12 protein-coding genes are annotated in these 18,217 nt (G+C 52.6%); all 12 read left to right on the top strand.

What is annotated here, in order from left to right; translation table 11 throughout:
• Window positions 1-3: 3 nt before the first annotated feature.
• The 12 genes from FY206_RS17605 to tssA all read left to right on the top strand — a co-directional run bounded on the left by FY206_RS17605 (window position 4) and on the right by tssA (window position 18,197).
• Window positions 4-495 carry an Hcp family type VI secretion system effector gene (locus FY206_RS17605; RefSeq protein ID WP_032643420.1) on the top strand — a complete coding sequence of 164 codons (492 nt, stop codon included), beginning with the start codon at window positions 4-6 and terminating at the stop codon, window positions 493-495.
• A 158-nt stretch (window positions 496-653) separates the two neighbouring features.
• Complete coding sequence (tssH, locus tag FY206_RS17600) at window positions 654-3,323, top strand: type VI secretion system ATPase TssH (RefSeq protein ID WP_045890683.1); 2,670 nt, start codon at window positions 654-656, stop codon at window positions 3,321-3,323.
• The gene (locus FY206_RS17595; RefSeq protein ID WP_077064454.1) at window positions 3,316-5,670 is read left to right on the top strand and encodes a type VI secretion system Vgr family protein; all 2,355 of its coding nucleotides are present in this window, start codon (window positions 3,316-3,318) and stop codon (window positions 5,668-5,670) included. The genes tssH and FY206_RS17595 overlap by 8 nt, the downstream gene beginning before the upstream one ends.
• Before the next feature lie 15 nt (window positions 5,671-5,685).
• Window positions 5,686-8,331 carry a glycoside hydrolase family 19 protein gene (locus FY206_RS17590; RefSeq protein WP_077064455.1) on the top strand — a complete coding sequence of 882 codons (2,646 nt, stop codon included), beginning with the start codon at window positions 5,686-5,688 and terminating at the stop codon, window positions 8,329-8,331.
• A complete protein-coding gene (locus FY206_RS17585) occupies window positions 8,328-8,807 on the top strand; it encodes a hypothetical protein (protein WP_077064456.1) in 480 nt (159 codons plus the stop codon). Before FY206_RS17590 ends, FY206_RS17585 begins: the two co-directional genes overlap by 4 nt.
• A gap of 147 nt (window positions 8,808-8,954) precedes the next feature.
• A complete protein-coding gene (locus FY206_RS25630) occupies window positions 8,955-10,088 on the top strand; it encodes a lysozyme family protein (RefSeq protein ID WP_243144141.1) in 1,134 nt (377 codons plus the stop codon).
• A gap of 1 nt (window position 10,089) precedes the next feature.
• The gene (locus tag FY206_RS17575) at window positions 10,090-10,485 is read left to right on the top strand and encodes a lysozyme inhibitor LprI family protein (protein ID WP_100249871.1); all 396 of its coding nucleotides are present in this window, start codon (window positions 10,090-10,092) and stop codon (window positions 10,483-10,485) included.
• Window positions 10,486-11,022: 537 nt separating this feature from the next.
• Window positions 11,023-11,145, top strand: coding sequence for a hypothetical protein (locus tag FY206_RS25730; RefSeq protein WP_265195841.1), 123 nt, complete (start codon window positions 11,023-11,025; stop codon window positions 11,143-11,145).
• 601 nt (window positions 11,146-11,746) lie between these two features.
• On the top strand, window positions 11,747-12,010 hold the full coding sequence (locus FY206_RS17565) for a PAAR domain-containing protein (RefSeq protein ID WP_077064457.1): 264 nt from the start codon (window positions 11,747-11,749) through the stop codon (window positions 12,008-12,010).
• A 2-nt stretch (window positions 12,011-12,012) separates the two neighbouring features.
• A complete protein-coding gene (locus FY206_RS17560; protein ID WP_077064458.1) occupies window positions 12,013-13,218 on the top strand; it encodes a hypothetical protein in 1,206 nt (401 codons plus the stop codon).
• Between the two features lie 293 nt (window positions 13,219-13,511).
• Window positions 13,512-16,580: an ImcF-related family protein gene (locus FY206_RS17555; protein WP_374206935.1), complete on the top strand. Its 3,069-nt coding sequence runs from the start codon at window positions 13,512-13,514 to the stop codon at window positions 16,578-16,580.
• Window positions 16,581-18,197 carry a type VI secretion system protein TssA gene (gene tssA, locus FY206_RS17550; RefSeq protein WP_077064460.1) on the top strand — a complete coding sequence of 539 codons (1,617 nt, stop codon included), beginning with the start codon at window positions 16,581-16,583 and terminating at the stop codon, window positions 18,195-18,197. It begins immediately after the preceding gene.
• The last annotated feature ends 20 nt before the right edge of the window (window positions 18,198-18,217 follow it).

Raw genomic sequence — 18,217 nt, 5'->3', positions numbered from 1 at the left:
TCCATGGCAATTCCTGTTTATCTTTGGCTGAAAGACGACGGCGGCGCGGACATCAAAGGGTCTGTAGACGTTCAGGATCGTGACGGCAGCATCGAAGTGGTGGCTCAGGAACATAAACTGTACATCCCGACCGATAACAACACCGGCAAGCTGACCGGCACTCGTATCCACACGCCGTTCCTGTTCACTAAGGAAATCGATTCCTCCAGCCCGTATCTGTACAAAGCGGTGACCACCGGCCAGACCCTGAAGTCTGCGGAATTCAAGTGGTACAAAATCAACGACGCGGGTCAGGAAGTGGAGTACTTCAACACCAAACTGGAAAACGTGAAGGTCGTGAAGGTAAATCCTGAAATGTATGACATCAAGGATCCTTCTAAAGAGAAGCACAACCACCTGGAACGCGTTGAACTGCGTTACGAAAAAATCACCTGGACCTACAAAGACGGCAACATCATTCATTCCGATTCCTGGAACGAACGCGCCACGGCGTAATCCTGATGCGGGCAGGTTTTCCTGTCCGCAATTTTTTGCTGAGTGCCTGAGTTGCGGGCACTCAGCAAAGAAAAAACAATCTGCCTGCCTGACCTTATGCGCTTTGGTGAACAGCGAGGGGCGGTAGCGTGTCCAGGAACCGACAAAGAGAGAATCTCATGGAAAATCCAGCCATCCTGTTACGTCGTCTGAATCCTTACTGTGCCCGAGCGATGGAAGGCGCAGCTTCGCTCTGTCAGACCCGTGCCCATGCCGAAATTCTGCCGGAGCACTGGCTGCTGAAGCTGCTGGAGCAGGGGGAAGGTGACCTGACGGTACTGGCTCGACGCTACGAATGGGATATGGACAGCATCTGGCAGGATTTACTGGGCTGGCTGGATAAACAACCGCGCTCGGTGCGCCATCGGCCGCAGCTCTCAGAAAACATTCAGTCGCTGATGCAGCAAGCCTGGCTGATAGCCTCACTGGCGGGTGAAGAACATCTCCGCAGCGTTCATTTGTTGATGGCCCTGATTGAGAAACAAAATCTGGTGCGCTGCGACGGCCTGTGGCCTTTGCTGACCCTGGGCCAGAGTCAGCTCGAGCGCTTGCGGCCTTTGCTTGATGCGCAGTCAGATGAACGTCCTGAAGTGCAGCAGGAAGCGGAGCTGGCGCAAAGCCATGGTGGAGAAGTGGAGTTCGTCGGGCGCCCTGTGGGTGCAGAAGTAAAAGAGGGAGAACTCAACCCTGCTTTGCAGAACGCACTGGATAAATTCACCCTTGATGTCACCGCCAAAGCGAAGGAAGGGAAGATCGATCCTGTGTTTGGTCGTGACACCGAAATCCGCCAGATGGTGGATATCCTCTCTCGTCGCCGCAAAAACAATCCGATTCTGGTCGGCGAGCCGGGTGTCGGCAAAACCGCACTGGTTGAAGGCCTGGCGCTCAGAATTGCCGAAGGCAATGTGCCAGAATCGCTCAAATCCGTGGTGCTTCGCACGCTTGACCTCGGCCTGCTGCAGGCGGGCGCGGGTGTGAAGGGAGAATTTGAACAGCGTCTGAAAAACGTCATTGATGCAGTACAGCAGTCCCCGGTACCCGTTCTGTTGTTTATTGACGAGGCGCATACCATCATCGGTGCAGGCAACCAGGCAGGTGGCGCGGATGCAGCCAACCTACTGAAGCCCGCGCTGGCGCGTGGTGAACTCCGGACGATTGCGGCCACCACCTGGTCTGAATACAAACAATACTTTGAGCGCGATGCAGCTCTGGAGCGCCGCTTCCAGATGGTGAAAGTCGATGAGCCGGATGACGACACTGCCTGCCTGATGCTGCGTGGCCTGAAATCCCGCTTTGCCGAACATCACGGTGTGCACATCACTGATGATGCAGTCCGCGCGGCAGTCACGCTTTCCCGCCGCTATCTGACGGGCCGCCAGTTGCCGGATAAAGCCGTTGATCTGCTGGATACCGCCAGCGCCCGCGTGCGCATGAGTCTCGACACCGTGCCTGAAGCGCTGACGCAGTACCGCGCACAGCTCACCGCTCTGGACATTGAGAAGCAGGCGCTGCTGGAAGATATCGCGCTAGGCAACAATCAGCACGGCGAACGTCTGGCGGCGATTGAACAGCAGCAGAACGATCTGATCGTCGAACTCGACGAACTGGAAAGCCAGTACGGTCGCGAGCTGAGCCTGACGGAACAGTTGCTCGAAGTGCGCCAGGACATCAGCCGGCAGACGGATATCAACCGCCTGCAAAACCAGCTCTCCGCGTTGCAGGGCTGCACGCCGTTGCTGTTGCTGGATGTCGACACCCGCACCGTGGCGAACGTGATTGCCGACTGGACCGGCGTACCGCTCTCCTCGCTGATGAAGGATGAACAGACCGAACTGCTGGTGCTGGAAAATGAACTCGGCAAACGCGTGGTTGGACAGGATGTGGCGCTGAATGCCATTACCCAACGCCTGCGTGCCGCGAAAACCGGGCTGACGTCAGAGAACGGTCCGCAGGGCGTGTTCCTGCTGGTCGGTCCGAGTGGTGTCGGTAAAACTGAGACCGCGTTGGCGCTTGCGGATGTGCTGTACGGCGGTGAGAAATCCCTGATTACCATCAACCTCTCTGAATACCAGGAGCCGCACACGGTTTCGCAGCTGAAGGGCTCCCCTCCGGGCTACGTTGGCTACGGGCAGGGCGGTATTCTGACCGAAGCCGTGCGCAAGCGTCCGTACAGCGTTGTGCTGCTGGATGAAGTGGAAAAAGCGCACCGCGATGTCATGAATCTGTTCTACCAGGTTTTCGACCGCGGCTTTATGCGCGACGGTGAAGGGCGTGAAATCGACTTCCGTAATACCGTTATTCTGATGACCTCTAACCTCGGCAGCGACCACCTCATGCAGCTGCTGGATGAGCAACCGGATGCCAGTGAAAGCGACCTGCATGAACTGCTGCGCCCGATCCTGCGTGACCACTTCCAGCCTGCGCTGCTGGCCCGTTTCCAGACCGTGATTTATCGCCCGCTGAATGAACCCGCCATGCGCACCATTGTGGAGATGAAGCTCAGCCAGGTCAGCAAGCGCTTACAACGCCATTACGGCCTGACCACGCATATTGGTGACAGCCTGTATGACACGCTGACGGTCGCCTGCCTGCTGCCGGACACCGGTGCGCGCAACGTCGACAGCCTGCTCAACCAGCAAATCCTGCCGGTACTGAGTCAGCAGCTACTTACTCACATGGCCGCGAAGCAGAAACCGCACAGTCTGACGCTTGGATGGGATGAGGAAGAGGGCATCGTGCTGGAGTTTGACGCCGCGCAGAATAAACAGCAGGAGATAACCGATGACTGAACGCTTAAGCAGCCTAGCGCAGAACGCGATTGATGAGGCTCTGGGGTTGTCCCGCTACCGGGTGGATGTGCATGAGTGCGATCATTTCCTGGACGTGCTGCGGTTTCGTGCCAGCGAATCGCTGAGCCAGCCTTGGCGTTACGAGGTCACCGTCACCTGTACGGCAAGTATTGCCAGCAGTGAAGTCATGTTGAAACCGGCATCCTTCACGTTCCAGACACCTTTGTTTAATGGCACGCCAGCTGTGCCGGTACGCACGATATATGGCGTGGTGGATACCTTCCGTCGGATCTCAATGTCGGGGGATGAAATCACCTATGCCCTTCGCATCGTGCCGCGTATTGCTCTGATGCAGCACACGCAGCGCAGCGAGGTTTATCTGAATCAGTCGGTGCCGGAAGTGGTGGAGAAAATTCTGCGCGCCCACGGTCTGGGAGGCGCGGATTTTGAGTTTCGCCTGTCGCAGCATTACCCGGTCCGTGAACTGATTACCCAGTGGCGTGAGACGGATCTGGAATTTATCCAGCGTCTACTGGCGGAAGTGGGCATTTTCTGGCGTTTTGAAATGGACTGCCGTATAGAGCAGGATGTGGTGATTTTCCAGGACAGTCAGATGCAGTATCAGTTTGGCGTAAAACTCCCGGTGATCCCGCCCTCACGCACCAGCGATAACGGTCAGGAGAGTGTCTGGGATATCAGCCCGGAAGACCATGTGGTCACCGGAAGCGTCGCTAACCGCGACTATAACTACCGTGAAGCGTTGACGCCACAGGACAGCTCGGCGACCGTCCGTCAGGAGGGCGGAGCCACCACCGGCGAGACCTATCACTACGCGGAGCCGTTTTTGAGTGAGGGTGATGCAGACACCCCGGAAGGCGGTGCCTGGTTTGCCCGTCTCCGCCATGAGCGGTATCTCAACGGGCAGCTGACAGTAAAAGGGCGCGCAAGCAGCCCGTTACTGGCACCCGGTGAGGTACTGGAGCCTCAGGGCAGTATTCCGGCGTCGCTGAAAGACGGTATTGTGATCACCGGTGTGCAGACCTCCGGAGCCCGTGATAAGGGGTTTCAGCTGCGCTTTACGGGGATCCCTTACAGTGAAACCGTCTGCTATCGCCCGGCACTGCTGAAGCGTCCGGTTGTCGCCGGTACGTTACCTGCCCGGGTGGAAAGCGACGAAAAGGGCGACACCTATGCGTATCTGGATAACCAAGGCCGCTACCGGGTTCGCCTTGATTTTGACCGCAGCGAGACTGAGCAGGGATACGCGTACCTGTGGCTGCGAATGGCCAAACCCTATGCCGGAGACACCTACGGTTTTCACTCACCGCTGCTCGATGGGACTGAAGTCTCCGTGATGTTTGACAGCGGAGATCCGGACAGGCCCTACATCGCCCACGCCCAGCATGATTCCGAACACCCGGATCATGTCACCCGCGACAATCACACGCGGAACGTCTGGCGTACAGCGGGGGACAACAAACTTCGCCTGGAAGATAAGCGTCAGGAAGAGCATTTTAAGCTGGCGACCCCTTATGGGAAAACGCAGCTTAACGGTGGCCATGTGGTAAATGCTCAGCGTGAGCCACGCGGTACCGGTTTTGAACTGCGTACCGATGAATTCGGTGCCGTTCGTGCCGGAAGAGGCATGTTCATGACCGCGGATGCGCAGGCAAAAGGTGAAGGTCAGATGCTGGAAATGACGCCGGCCGTCAACCGCATCAAACAGGCCAACAGCGAAATGCAGGCACTGAACAATGCGGCTGAAGCGGCGAAAGCGCTGGTCAGTGATATTCAGGCTCAGAACAACCTTGTGACGCAGAGCATTGCTGACTTGCAGGCAGCAGTCCTGCTGGCGTCCGCCCCGAAGGGGATCGCCTTTACCTCAGGCGAGCACCTTCAGCTTACCAGTACAAAGAATACGATGCTGACGGCCGGTAAGCACCTTGATATGGGAGCAATGAAAAACATCTCCCTGAGTGCTGAGAATGAACTGGGGCTGTTTGCACACAAAGCGGGAGTGCGAATGATAGCCAACCTCGGTGATGTGGAAATGCATGCCCGCCACAACACGTTGGACATGAGTGCGCAAAAAGAACTGACCATCACCAGTACTGACGATGAAATTGTTATCAGTACGCCTAAAGCCCTAACGGTGAATGGCGGCGGCTCTTACCTGAAACTCAGCGACAGCGGCATTGAGCACGGGTCGAAAGGTGACCTGACCATGAAGGTGGCTAATTATCTGGTGCCAGGGACAGGGAAGAGCCTGCCGTTTGAAACACCTGATTTCAAAACGACAGAAATCAGTGTGGTCGGTAAAAACTCCGCCAAATACGCCAGCGAATAACAGTGAAGGTAAAACATGGCTTCAATACCCAAAATCAGTTTTCCGGTTCCGGCTAATGGCAGGGGACAGAAATTTGGCAACGCCGAAGAGCTGCTGAGTATCCTTGAAGGCGAAAGTTCAGGGCTTTATCTGGTTGGTAGCCAGGGAATGTGGCATGGCGGCATTCATATTACTGATGCTACTGTCCCGTGGTGTGCAATCACAGGTTCGAATGCGTCAGAGCTGGCTTATGTCCATAAGCCTTATGCTGGCGAACAGGCGGTCAGTTGTATGGCCGACGGTAAAATCGTAGCTTACCGGGTGTGTGACGACTACGACTTCGTTGAGTGGCGTGGTGATAAAGTCTTTTTCTCAACATCATTTGTCCTGGTTGAGCATAATATCCAGCCGGGTGAACAGGCCAGCAGCGGGCTGAAATTTCACACGCTGTATATGAATCTGGCTCCGGTATCGGCTTACGGGCAGGGTGATGTTTATCTTAGGGAAACGGCAAAGGGACAGAAGTACTATAGCTCGCAGGACGATGTGAATACGGCAACGGCCAGTGGCACCCTACCCGCCGGGACTGAGGTGAAGCTGGGCGCGCAGGTGATGACGTCAAGCCATCATCATCGACAGTTCTGTGAAGTGACAGTGGTAAAGGATACCGGGTCACTGCATGCAGGCGACAAAATCTGGACGGTGTCGGACCGGGGATGGCTGAAGCCACAAGGTGGGCAGGCAAAAGAGCCGTCATGGTGGAGCAATTGTTCACCAGTCTGCGGTGCAGAAAGCGGTACTCAGCAGATCGGTAAAACGACGACAACCATGAAATGCTATCTCAGCACTGAAGATATCAGCAGCGGGAAAGACTGCGGCAATCTGGCTAAGGATTTCCCGGTGACGGTGGATACTGATGTTCCGTCATTTACGCGGGTATCAGATAGCCGTGTTTTTAGTCTTGTCACGCTGGGCCAGGACAATAACCCGCTGAAGAAAGGGGACCGTGTGTGGGTGGTGTCGGATAACGATAACCTGACCGCAGAAGGTGGAGCCACAGTGGGGCAGCCAAAATACGGAGAAGTGGTTATCCCGGCCACACCGCTGAACATTAATGCCGGTGACAGCATCGGACACCTGGGTTTTTACGAACTGCCTGAAGAGAACGGCAAGCGTTCGCGCTACCAGGTACATATTGAATGCCTGAGTGCGGACAGCAAGTTGCCAACGTTCCTGACCAATCCGGATAAAGTGGGGGAGGAAAACCCGGCTTACCTGACCTATGCAGAGGGCGCAGACCTTTATATGCCGGATGCGCAAGGGAAGATGGTTAAGTCAGAGCGTAAAAGTCGAGCCCCAGGCATTCTGACTCTCTCAAAAGTTCCCGGAGTGGATGCTGACGGGAAAGCGTTATCCAACAATGCTGAAGCAACCTATTACCAGATAAGACCGGAAGGCGGCTGGATGGAGAAAAGCAGCGTGAAGAAGGTGGCGCAGTTTGACCTTGCGGGCCAGGGTTTTGTGACGCTGGATAAGGCACCGGAGAGTTTTGACCTGATAGACGGCATTCATCATCCGGACAATGTGGTGAAAGGCATTCTGAGCGAGTTGTACAAAGCGGCACAGAATGAAACGGACAGCAGCCGGAAGCTGAACCAGTACAACTATGACCGTCTGCTGAAGCAAATAGATACCAATCAGGACGGGCAGTACTCAGAGCAGGAATACCTGCAGGCAGTGCATAACCCGTCTTACCGCGACCATCTGTATCGCCTCATAGTTAAACATCCGAGTGAATGGTATTACGGCAAGGATGATGCTTACTGGAAGGTGTATCTGGACACGCTGGCAGCAGACCCTTCGCTGGCGGTATGGAAGACGTATACCGAAGCGTTTATCAGCAAAATGAGCTGGATGAAGCAAGTACCGGGGATGGTAGCGGAGCCGTGGCATATGCATCCCGTGGTGTTTTTAGATGGATTTTTGACTGACAATGATGGAGTTACATACGCTCAGTTGAAACGAATTTTCCCTGACGCCTCAGATGCAGATATCAATACTGTTGTTGAGGAGTTAAGAGGCAAACTTCAGACATTTAAATTGGACACTCCGACGCGATTGAGGCATTTCTTCTCTCAGATTAAAGGTGAGGTGGGTCCGCAATTGAAAGGTAAAACAGAAGGCTTCCAATTTTCCCCAGCAACCCTAAGGTCATTTAGTCAGTATTATCGTGAGCATCCAACTGAATCCGAAAATGATGGCTACGAGAAAAATGCAAGCCGGCGGATTATTCGTAGGGCTGACGAGCAAGCTATTGGGAGAAAACATTATCTAAGGTTGAATGGTAATAGACAAAGCAACCCAGATGATGGCTATAATTTTAGAGGCAGGGGATTGATTCAAGTTACTGGGTATGGAAAATATCATGGATTTATGGAGGAGTATAATAATTACTGGCAAGGAAATCCACCTAATACTGTTGAAGAACCAGAGAAAATAAATGAGATGCCCTATGCCATACGAAGTGCTATATGGTTTTGGTTGCACTATGAAGTATATTCTCGTGATCAAGGTAATGGCTTTGATGATGTAATAAGTGTAACAAGAAGAGTCAACGGTGGGACTATGGGGTTGGATGAACGTCAAACAGCATATCAGTTGTGTGAGGGGGTTTTTTTATGAGAATACGTAGTTTTTTTTGGGTGGGAGTGAGCATTTTTTTATTGTCAGAAAGTTCTACAGCTGCTTCCGGCTTAAACACAACTGAAATTATCTCGTGTTCGTTGCCAGGGAAATTAACTCGAAAGGTTTTGTTTACAATAGATAACGAAACTCAGGCTCTTAACTATACATTCAAAAAAGATGGTAAGGTTGAATTGATAGTTCACTTTGATGCGGAGAATAAGCTAAAAAGACTTGTAGATAGTAAAATGGGTGTTACATATTATGGATTTAATCGAGGGAAATATAGTTATGTTATTGACATAATTAATGGGGCGGAAAAGGAAGAATATACAATGTCATTTGATGTCAAAAAAGATGACAAAATCGTACAGTCAGATGATTGTCTGCCATCCTCGTTCAGGAATAAGAATATTGAAAGTAAATTCATAACTGAAATTCCTTATACAGATGATGATGGGATGGTTTTCCCGTAGCGGTGTTGTGAAGTGGAATATTCTAAGTGTTTTGAGCCTTACAAAGAGCGCAGATCTTTACATGCCAGATGCACAGGGCAAAATGGTTAAGTCAGATCGTAAAAGCCGGGCGCCGGGTATTACCAGATAAGGCCGGAAGGCGGCTGGATGGCGAAAGAGAGCGTGAAAAAGGTGGCGCAGTTCGACCTTGCGGGCCTGGGTTTTGTGACGCTGGATAAGAAGCCAGAGAGTTTTGACCTGATAGACGGCATTCATCATCCGGACAATGTGGTGAAAGGCATTCTGAGTGAGCTGTACAAAGCGGCACAGAATGAAACTGACAGCAGCCGGAAGCTGAACCAGTACAACTATGACCGCCTGCTGAAACAAATAGATACCAATCAGGACGGGCAGCACTCAGAGCAGGAATACCTGCAGGCAGTGCATAACCCGTCTTACCGCGACCATCTGTATCGCCTCATAGTTAAACATCCGAGTGAATGGTATTACGGCAAGGATGATGCTTACTGGAAGGTGTATCTGGACACGCTGGCAGCAGACCCTTCGCTGGCGGTATGGAAGACGTATACCGAAGCGTTTATCAGCAAAATGAGCTGGATGAAGCAGGTATCGGGAATAGTGGCGGAGCCGTGGCATATGCATCCGCTGGTATTCTTGGGGGCATTAGTGGATGAGGATGGAATGGCTCTGAAATGGCTCAAAGTAGATAAAGGACAAGTTACTTTCGATGCTGAAGGTAACGATATTACAGGGAATCGATACTTTAGTCGTCGGATCCACTGGCCGGGAAATGATCTCTCCGGCGTGACTCTTGGTCGCGGGTATGATATGGGCGGAAGAAGTAAAGATTCAGTGTATAGTGATATGATTGCATCGGGGATAGATTCAGATAAAGCCAATGAAATTTCGATGGGGGCTGGATTGAAAGGGAGTGCTGCAATGAACTTTGTCCTTTCTAATAGAGAGTCAATAGGTGAAATCACCAGGATGCAGCAAAATAAATTGTTTGGGCTGATTTATCCAGATTATGTGACAAGAGCTAAAGGGAATTATAAAACCAAAACTAATGGAGTAGCAGGTGCTTTGCCATGGGATAGTTTAGAACAAAAAATCCAGGGCATTCTTGTTGACTTTATATATCAGGGCTTTAGTGGCGAAAGGCCAATGAGAGCTGGAATGAATAATAGTCGGCAGGAGTTAATTTCATACATAGAAAATAATGCAACGATTTCTGGCTATGAAAATGGGCGTCATAGAGCAAATTACTTAAGAGGTCAATAATATGTCATTAATTAAAGTGTTAGTGCTTGGTTTGTCATTTTTGGTATCTATTCCAGTATTAGCAGAAGACGTCTGCTCTTTGAAAAATGAAACGCAATCAATTGATTCTTGCTATGCACAATTAAAAAACGACTCTGAAAAACGACTTAACCATGAGTATGTCGCATTTAAAAAAAGAATAAATGAAAACTACTCAACAGATAAGGATATGGCAAAACGTTACTCTTCAGAGTTATTGTCAGCACAAAGAAATTGGTTGAAATATAGAGATCAGCAGTGCGCTATGGAGTCACTCTTTGCCGATTCAGATTCTCAAGCTAATGCAACATTAGTTAACAAATGCATTTCTCGCATTGATGAGCAACGGATTAAAGAAATGAAACCCTTGCCTTATTAAATCTATACCTGTCACTGGTTTGGGTTAAATGAAACTGACAGCAGCCGGAAGCTAAACCAGCCCAACAATGGCCGTCTGCTGAAGCAGATAGATACTAACAACGATGAACAGTATTCAAAGCAGGAATACTTGCAGGCGGTGCATAACCCGTCTTACCGCGACCGTCTGTATCGCCTCATAGTTGAACATCTGAGTGAATGGTATTATGGCAAGGATGAGGCGTACTGGAAACCGTATCTGGACACGCTGGCAACAGACCCTTCGCTGGCGTATGGAAGACATATACCGAAGCGTTTATCAGCAAAATGAGCCGGATGAAGCAGGTATCGGGAATGGTGGCGGAGCCGTGGCATATGCATTCAGTGACATTTTTATCATATTTTAATGGTATGCAATGTGATGGTGAAAAACTATATGCGGATAAATTTAAAGTTACACGTTATGGTACTCGGTATGGGCCAGTGTATTGGGGGAATATTACATTAGCGATATACTCTAGATGGGATAACCGGATAGCGGATGGATCCTTAACCGTGGATGGAAAAAATTTTGGTTGCAATGTCCGAAAATGAAGGGGACATGGGCGCAATTCAGTCATTTGATAGTGAAGTTATCTCTGCCGGTGCAATGCAGAAACTATTAAAAGCGAAATTAATTTAGAGGGCAAAGGGGAGTTATTAACCCAACTGGCTAAGTTTCGTGACTTACATCAGGACCACTATCAGCACTATGCGGTTCGATGTTGATGGAGTGTTGAGGGTAGTGGGAGTCTAGCAGTGATTTATTATTGTGACTCAGTTCTCACAAATAATGAAAAAAATAACCTCATCAAAATTGAAGCTGCTTCTGAAAGAGGGTTGTAGTGAAAGCATGTATGTGAAAGTCGTTCATAATAAAACGTTAGCGGCCATCCTTAAAGTCACATCATTACCTACAACGAAAATAAGCAGCTTTCAGATATAGACTAAAAAGCGCCTGGTCATATTAAAAACGCTGTAAAGGAATTGGATGAGGCTGAAATTTCTCAGGCTAGTAATGATCCTAAAATAAAGAAGAAAATATCAGGCTCGAGAACGTCACGGGATAAAATGATCGATAAAAAATCTCACTTAGAGACGTTTGAGTCAAATGTCATAGATGCTAAAGTTGCAGAATTTTATCAATGTATTACTGAGGGTGTCTGAAGGAGGTTGAGTTTTTTAACAGCACGCTTCCTTAAATATTTTATGTTCGTGGTTATGACAGGTTAAGGAAATTTCATATGTTAGCAATTATCCGGGTTGGCGATAAAACCACGCATGGTGGAAAGGTATTAACAGGCTCTGGCACGATGAAGTTCGGGGGCATAGGTGTAGCACGTAAAGGCGATAAAGTTTCATGTCCAAAAGACGGTCATGGGCCAACGACAATCATTGAGGGTAACCCCAATTATCTTGATGAAGGTATACCCGTTGCTTTTCAGGGGCATAAATGTGGGTGTGGTTGCTCTCTTATTAGTTCATTTTCGGTGGCAAAGGTTGGGTAAACATGCCGGTATTTCTGGATGAGATTCCTGAGCTTGCTCCGAAAATAAAACGTCCTGATACGCGAAGATGGCTAGGCCTGTTGGTAATACTCCTTGCAACGGGAACCGTATTGGCTTTTTCTTTCTGGAGTACGGAAAGGGAAGGTGCAATATTCTGGTTTACGGCGCTTGGCGTGCCGTTTTGCGTCTGGGGAACATTGCTTGGGATCCGTCGTACTGCTTATAAAGCCGATCAGGTCTGGGCAGAATCCTGGAACGCCGACAGAAGTATTCTCTGGAACGACGAAATTGTTCGCGGACAACGTGCTGCCTGGGTAATTACCTCCGGGGTGATCACTCAGGTCGGAAGCAGTACGGATAAATTATTAACAGCAGTAAGGACATCATTACCTGTTTTACAAGTACAAAAAACGCGTAGTGGTGCAGGGCCTGTTCGTCATTCAAAGCTAAAAGGTTTCGAAGCCGAATCAAAAGTGGGGGAGTTCAACGCATCCATAAAAACACTCATCATGCAAGTGATGCCCGCGCTAGAAAAAATACCTGGGAATATTCCTTGCTGGCTGATCGCTGATTTTGATATTCCACTTACCCTGGATGCAGAACAGAGCGCGCTGGACATAATCTCGTCAGAAACGGGCCGTTCATTCTCGTTATTCACCGCTAAAGGATTTACAGCGTTTGATTACTGGCTGGATAACGCTTGGCTCAAACCTTCGTTGCTATTGTGCTTAAGCGCAGTCATCCGGGATACCCCTCAGGAAGGCGACGGGGAGGCTATTTCACTAACACTCATGCTGAACAGAAAGCATCCTGGATTTCCTGACGCAATTCAACTTCACCGCCCTGAAAAACATCACAATGGCTCATTGGCGAAAACACTCTCCCGGGCTCTCTTGTGGAGCAAACTCTCACCTGAAAAGGTTCAAGGGAGTTGGGTGGCAGGGCGGAAAATTTCGCAGGGAGGAGAGTGGAATACCGCATGTGAAGAACATAAGTTGAGTGTTGAAATGACAGAAGATCATAAAAACATTGACGATTACATTGGTCAGGTTGGCATTTCTTCTCCATGGCTGGCCGTTGCTCTTGCTGCACCGTCGGCTCGCTCCGGAATGCCACAAATTATAGCTGTTGAGACAAGTGAGAATGAACTCTGGATTGCCGGGGTGACTTCCGGAGATTACACAGGGAAACCACAGGACGCATTGTGAAAATAAAAACGCTAATAGGGAGTATCGTTCTCACTCTGTTCTTTTTGACGGCAATATTTGCTTATTTATTTTTAGCATTGCCAGAAAAGATGGTGAGCTGGACTGGCATTGGCCCACTTGATAATACCCGGTTGCTGATAGGGTGCCTGGTGTTTATTCTCATTGTTATCATCATCGGTTGGATAGTTGAAAAATTATTCGATCGCGCTGGCAAAACGGGAGTAAAGACGGCGTTTGAAGAAAACAAGAAACAGTCGGCTGCAAAATTAGAGCCTTTAATTCTGAAGGAACATGTGGCGGGTGATGTCTTTTCCAGTGTTGATCTTATCGATCACCTCCACCTGCGCTACCGTCGCCGCTGGAAAGCAAAAGTGCGCCTGCTTATGGTACAGGGCAGCGATAACGATATTGAGAAGGTGGTGCCAGGGCTGAAACGTGACCACTGGCAGGAAAGTGACGGGATTGTGCTGATCCACGGTGGTCTGTCTGACAGCGTGCCAGATGACGAATTTCTGTCGGTGCTGAAAGCTGTTCGCCCGCAGCGTCCACTGGACGGGGTAGTGCAGGTGATGAATGCCGGTGCGCTCCCGGACACGGCCAGACAGGACACCCTGATTCGTGTGCGCCAGAAAACCGATGCCCTGATGGGCTGGCAGCTGCCGGTGTGGCTGTGGCTTGTCCGTGAAGGGGCATGGGCACATGATGGTGAAGGCGTTCCACCAACGGGAGCCCTGTTTGGCCCGGGTGTCACCGCAGATGAGACCCGTACAACGCTTGCGGCCCTGTCGTCAGAGTTGCAGGCGGCTGGCGTGGCTGCCCTGCTTGACGATTCGCAGCACCACTGGCTGTTAAACCTTTCTGACGCACTGCAGGGCCGTCTTCGTCGGTCTCTGTTGTCATTACTCAACGTGCTGATGTCCGGCCCGGCGCCGTACCGCCTGCGCGGGGTGATGTTCAGCCCGGCCTTGCCGGGGGCCACTACGGTTCCCCATGCGCGTCTGTCGCCGCCGGTCTGGCAGGCGCTGGAAGAAGACAGCCTGCAGGCGCATGCCCGTAAAATCGGCGTCCACTGGCAGAAAGCCCTGCGCCTGGTACTACTGGGGCTGATTCTTTTGTGGGGTGCGGGTACGTTGCTGTCACTTTCAGTCAACCGCACACAAATCTGGCTGGCGCAGGATACGGCGCGCACCGCCGCCGATACCCGACAGCCGCTGCCCGAACGTTTGCGTAATCAGCTTCTCCTGCAGCAGACCATTGCCCGTCTGCAGAACCGCGAAGTTCATGGTGCGCCCTGGTACACCCGGTTCGGTCTGAATCAGGACAGCGATACGCTGAACATGCTGTGGCCACTTTACGCACGAAACAACCAGACGCTGATGCGCGATGCCCTGGCCAGTGAGCTTCACCGCCAGCTGAATGCCTTTGTGCAGCTGCCGCCGGCAAGTGATGCGCGTACCTCCGCAACCCAGAAGACCTATAACCTGCTGAAAGGATATCTGATGCTGGCGCGTCCGGACAAAGCGGATGCGAACTGGCTGGCCGGTAATATGATCAAAGCCTGGCCGTCACGCTCAGGCGTATCTGACACCGTATGGCAGACCCAGGCACCGAAGCTGCTCGGGTTTTATGCCCAGAACTTACCGGCGCACCCGGAGTGGAAAATTACGCCAGACCGCGAACTGGTAGGCACCGTACGCCAGATTTTGCTCAAGCAGATTGGTCAGCGTAATGCCGAGTCAGGCCTGTATCAGGAAATGCTGGGGCGCATCGCCCGCAACTGGCCGGATTTAACGCTGGCCGACATGACCGGTGATACGGATTCGTCGACGCTGTTTTCCTCTGAGGAAGTGGTGCCGGGCATGTTCACCCGTCAGGCATGGGAAGAGCAGGTGCAGGAGGCCATTGATGAGGTGGTGAAAACCCGCCGTGATGAAATTGACTGGGTGCTGACGGACAAAAAGCAGCAGGCTGGCAGCGACATCTCACCTGAAGCCCTGAAGCAGCGACTCACTGAGCGTTACTTCACTGATTTTGGTAATGCCTGGCTGAACATGGCCAACAGCATTCAGTGGCAGGAAGCAACCTCGCTCTCTGAAGCTATCGCCCAACTGAACCTGCTGGCGGATGTGCGCCAATCGCCTCTGGTGGCGCTGATGAACACCCTGGCCTGGCAGGGCCAGACCGGGGCCAAAGGCGAGGCGCTGGCCGATTCACTAGTGGATTCAGCGAAAAAACTGGTCGGTCGTCAGAAGAGTGCAAAACAGTTTATTGAGCAGGCTCAGGGGCCTAAAGGTCCGCTGGACGGTGTGTTTGGCCCCCTGACCAGTCTGATGGCTGGTAAAGATGGCACCGGCAGTAACGGTAACCTCAGCTTCCAGTCGTGGCTGGCCCGTGTGACCCAGGTGCGCCTCAAGCTGCAGCAGGTGACCAGCGCACCCGATCCGCAGGCGATGTCCCAGATGCTGGCCCAGACTGTCTTCCAGGGGAAAGCCATCGATCTGACCGACACCCGGGATTACGGCAGCCTGGCGGCGGCAAGCCTGGGCCAGGAGTGGAACGGCTTCGGGCAGGCGCTGTTTGTGCAGCCGCTCGACCTGGCCTGGCGTCAGGTGCTGGCTCCGGCGGCAGGCAGCCTCAATGCCCGCTGGCAGAGCACCATTGTTTCGCAGTGGAACACCGCCTTTGCCGGACGCTATCCGTTTAAGGCCACCGGCAGCGATGCGTCACTTCCGCTGCTGGCTCAGTTCCTGCGTGGGGATTCCGGGCGAATTGCGGCGTTCATCAAAACCAACCTTGGCGGCATCCTGCATCAGGAAGGCAGCCACTGGGTGGTCGATCCTGCGGCGAGCCAGGGAATGACCGTTAACCCAGCATTCCTTTCAGCCATCAACCAACTGGCAGACATCGCCGATATCGTCTTTGCCCAAGGGGATGCCGGGGTTCACTTTGAACTGATGGCGCGACCGTCTCGCGATGTGGCGCGGATGCAGCTGACGCTGGATGGTCAGAAACTGGATTACTTCAACCAGATGGAAAGCTGGCAGAGCTTCACCTGGCCGGGCAATACTTATTACCCGGGTATGGATCTGAGCTGGCGTTCAACCAGCACCGAAATGCGGCTCTACGCCAACAACCAGGGGAACTGGGGCTTTATCCGTCTGCTGGATAAGGCGCTGATTACGCCGCTCGACAGCAGCCGGACACAGCTGGTGTGGATCACCCCGGACGGTAATCCGCTGAAATTCATTATGCGCAGTGAGCTCGGAGACGGGCCACTGGCATTGCTCAAACTGCAGGGATTCACTCTTCCGCAGAATATCTTCGACACCACCGGCGCATCAGCACCAGGAGATGTGTACTAAATGACCACTGCAGAGACGTTACTGACGCTGTGTCTTCCGGATGAAGCTCAGCGCGCCGCGCTAATTGTACATGCCCGGGACAACCTGTCCCGGTGGGATGCCTGGCTTGCTCCGCTTGCCGCCGGCAACGGGGCGGGGGATGACCCGACCTATGAGGATGATTTCCAGCTGATGCATGAGGAAATCAACAAACTCTCCGGTACCGATACCGGCTTGCTGTGTCGTCTGGCCGAGCTGGTTGTAACCCACCAGGCGCGTGATATCCGTGTGGTGACCTGGTATATCTTTGCCCGTCTGCAGCGCGAGGGTGACTGCGGGCTGGCCGATGGTCTGACGCTGCTTGTCGCCATGCTGAAACAGGCAAGGCAGCACTGCCACCCGTTGCGCAGCAATGCCCGGCTGACGGCACTGGAATGGCTGAACAGTGATAAAGTGCTGGATGCGTTCTCGCGCTGGCCAGATGTGACGCGGGAAGACACTGCCAGAACGGCCGCAGCACTCTGTCTGCTGGAAGAAGCTCTGGCGAATCTGTCAGACAGCGAGCGACCCTCATTTGCTGGCCTGTTGCGCGCCCTTGAAACCCGTCTGGCCGGTGCCGGAGGACTCGACACGCCAGTGGCCTCCTCACATCAGGAGGAAACCACCGGTGTCGGAACCTCTACCTTTTCAGGCAGTGCCGTACCGGCGGCAATAGCTGTTAAATCGGAAGTGGAGCTGGTCCGTCAGCTGCGCGTGTTGTCCGGCTGGGTGGTGGAGCAGCCGCAGGGCTGGCTTGCGGCTCACCGGATGATGAAAGCGGCCCGCTGGGACCTGGTTACACAGTTACCTGCACTCGATGCCAGCGGCCGGACCCGTCTGCTGCCCCCGAAACCGGACTATCGTGCGCAGCTTAAACGTCTGTATCTCCAGCAGAGCTGGACCGAATTGATTGAACAGGTGGATGTAATGTTCACCGAAGGCGGCAACCGCTTCTGGCTCGATTTGCAGTGGTACCTGTGGCAGGGGCTGAGCCGCGCGGGAGCCCCTTGGGAGCACTGGGCCGATTATGTGATCAGCGACCTAAAGTTAATGCTGAAACGCCTGCCAGGACTAGACACCCTCGTCTGGAATGACGGTACGCCGTTGGCTGATGAGGTGACGCTGGGCTGGATAGCGGAAAAGGTTAACAACGACATGCCCGGGTTCGCCGACGAACCGGCTATGACCATTGATGGTCACGCTGGTGACATTCTGTCACTGGAAACCGAGGCGATGGAAAAGGGCGACAGTGAAGGCCCGGAAGCTGCGTTGAGCTGGCTTCAGAGCCGTCCGGGCATGGACTCCCCCCGTAGCCGCTGGTTACTCCGTTTACTCATGGCACGAGTGGCCGAGCAGTACGGGCGCAACGAATTGGCATTGCACCTGCTCGGTGAACTCACTGGCAGTGCGCCGCAGCTGACCCTCAGTGACTGGGAGCCAGGTCTGTTGTTTGACGTGCAGGCCCGCCGGCTACGGTTGTTGCGCCTGAAAGCCGGGCGCAGCGAAAGTGACAAAGTTCGCCTCGCTCCCGAAATGGATACCCTGCTGGCGGGGCTGATTGCCCTCGACCCGGCCCGTGCAATGGTGCTGTGCGGGTAAATTCCCGGTCGCCATTGCGC

Origin of the sequence: Enterobacter chengduensis (assembly GCF_001984825.2) — a bacterium.
Taxonomy (GTDB): Bacteria; Pseudomonadota; Gammaproteobacteria; order Enterobacterales; family Enterobacteriaceae; genus Enterobacter; species Enterobacter chengduensis.
Note: the sequence above shows the minus strand (reverse complement) of the source record. Positions and strands in the feature narration are given on the sequence as shown.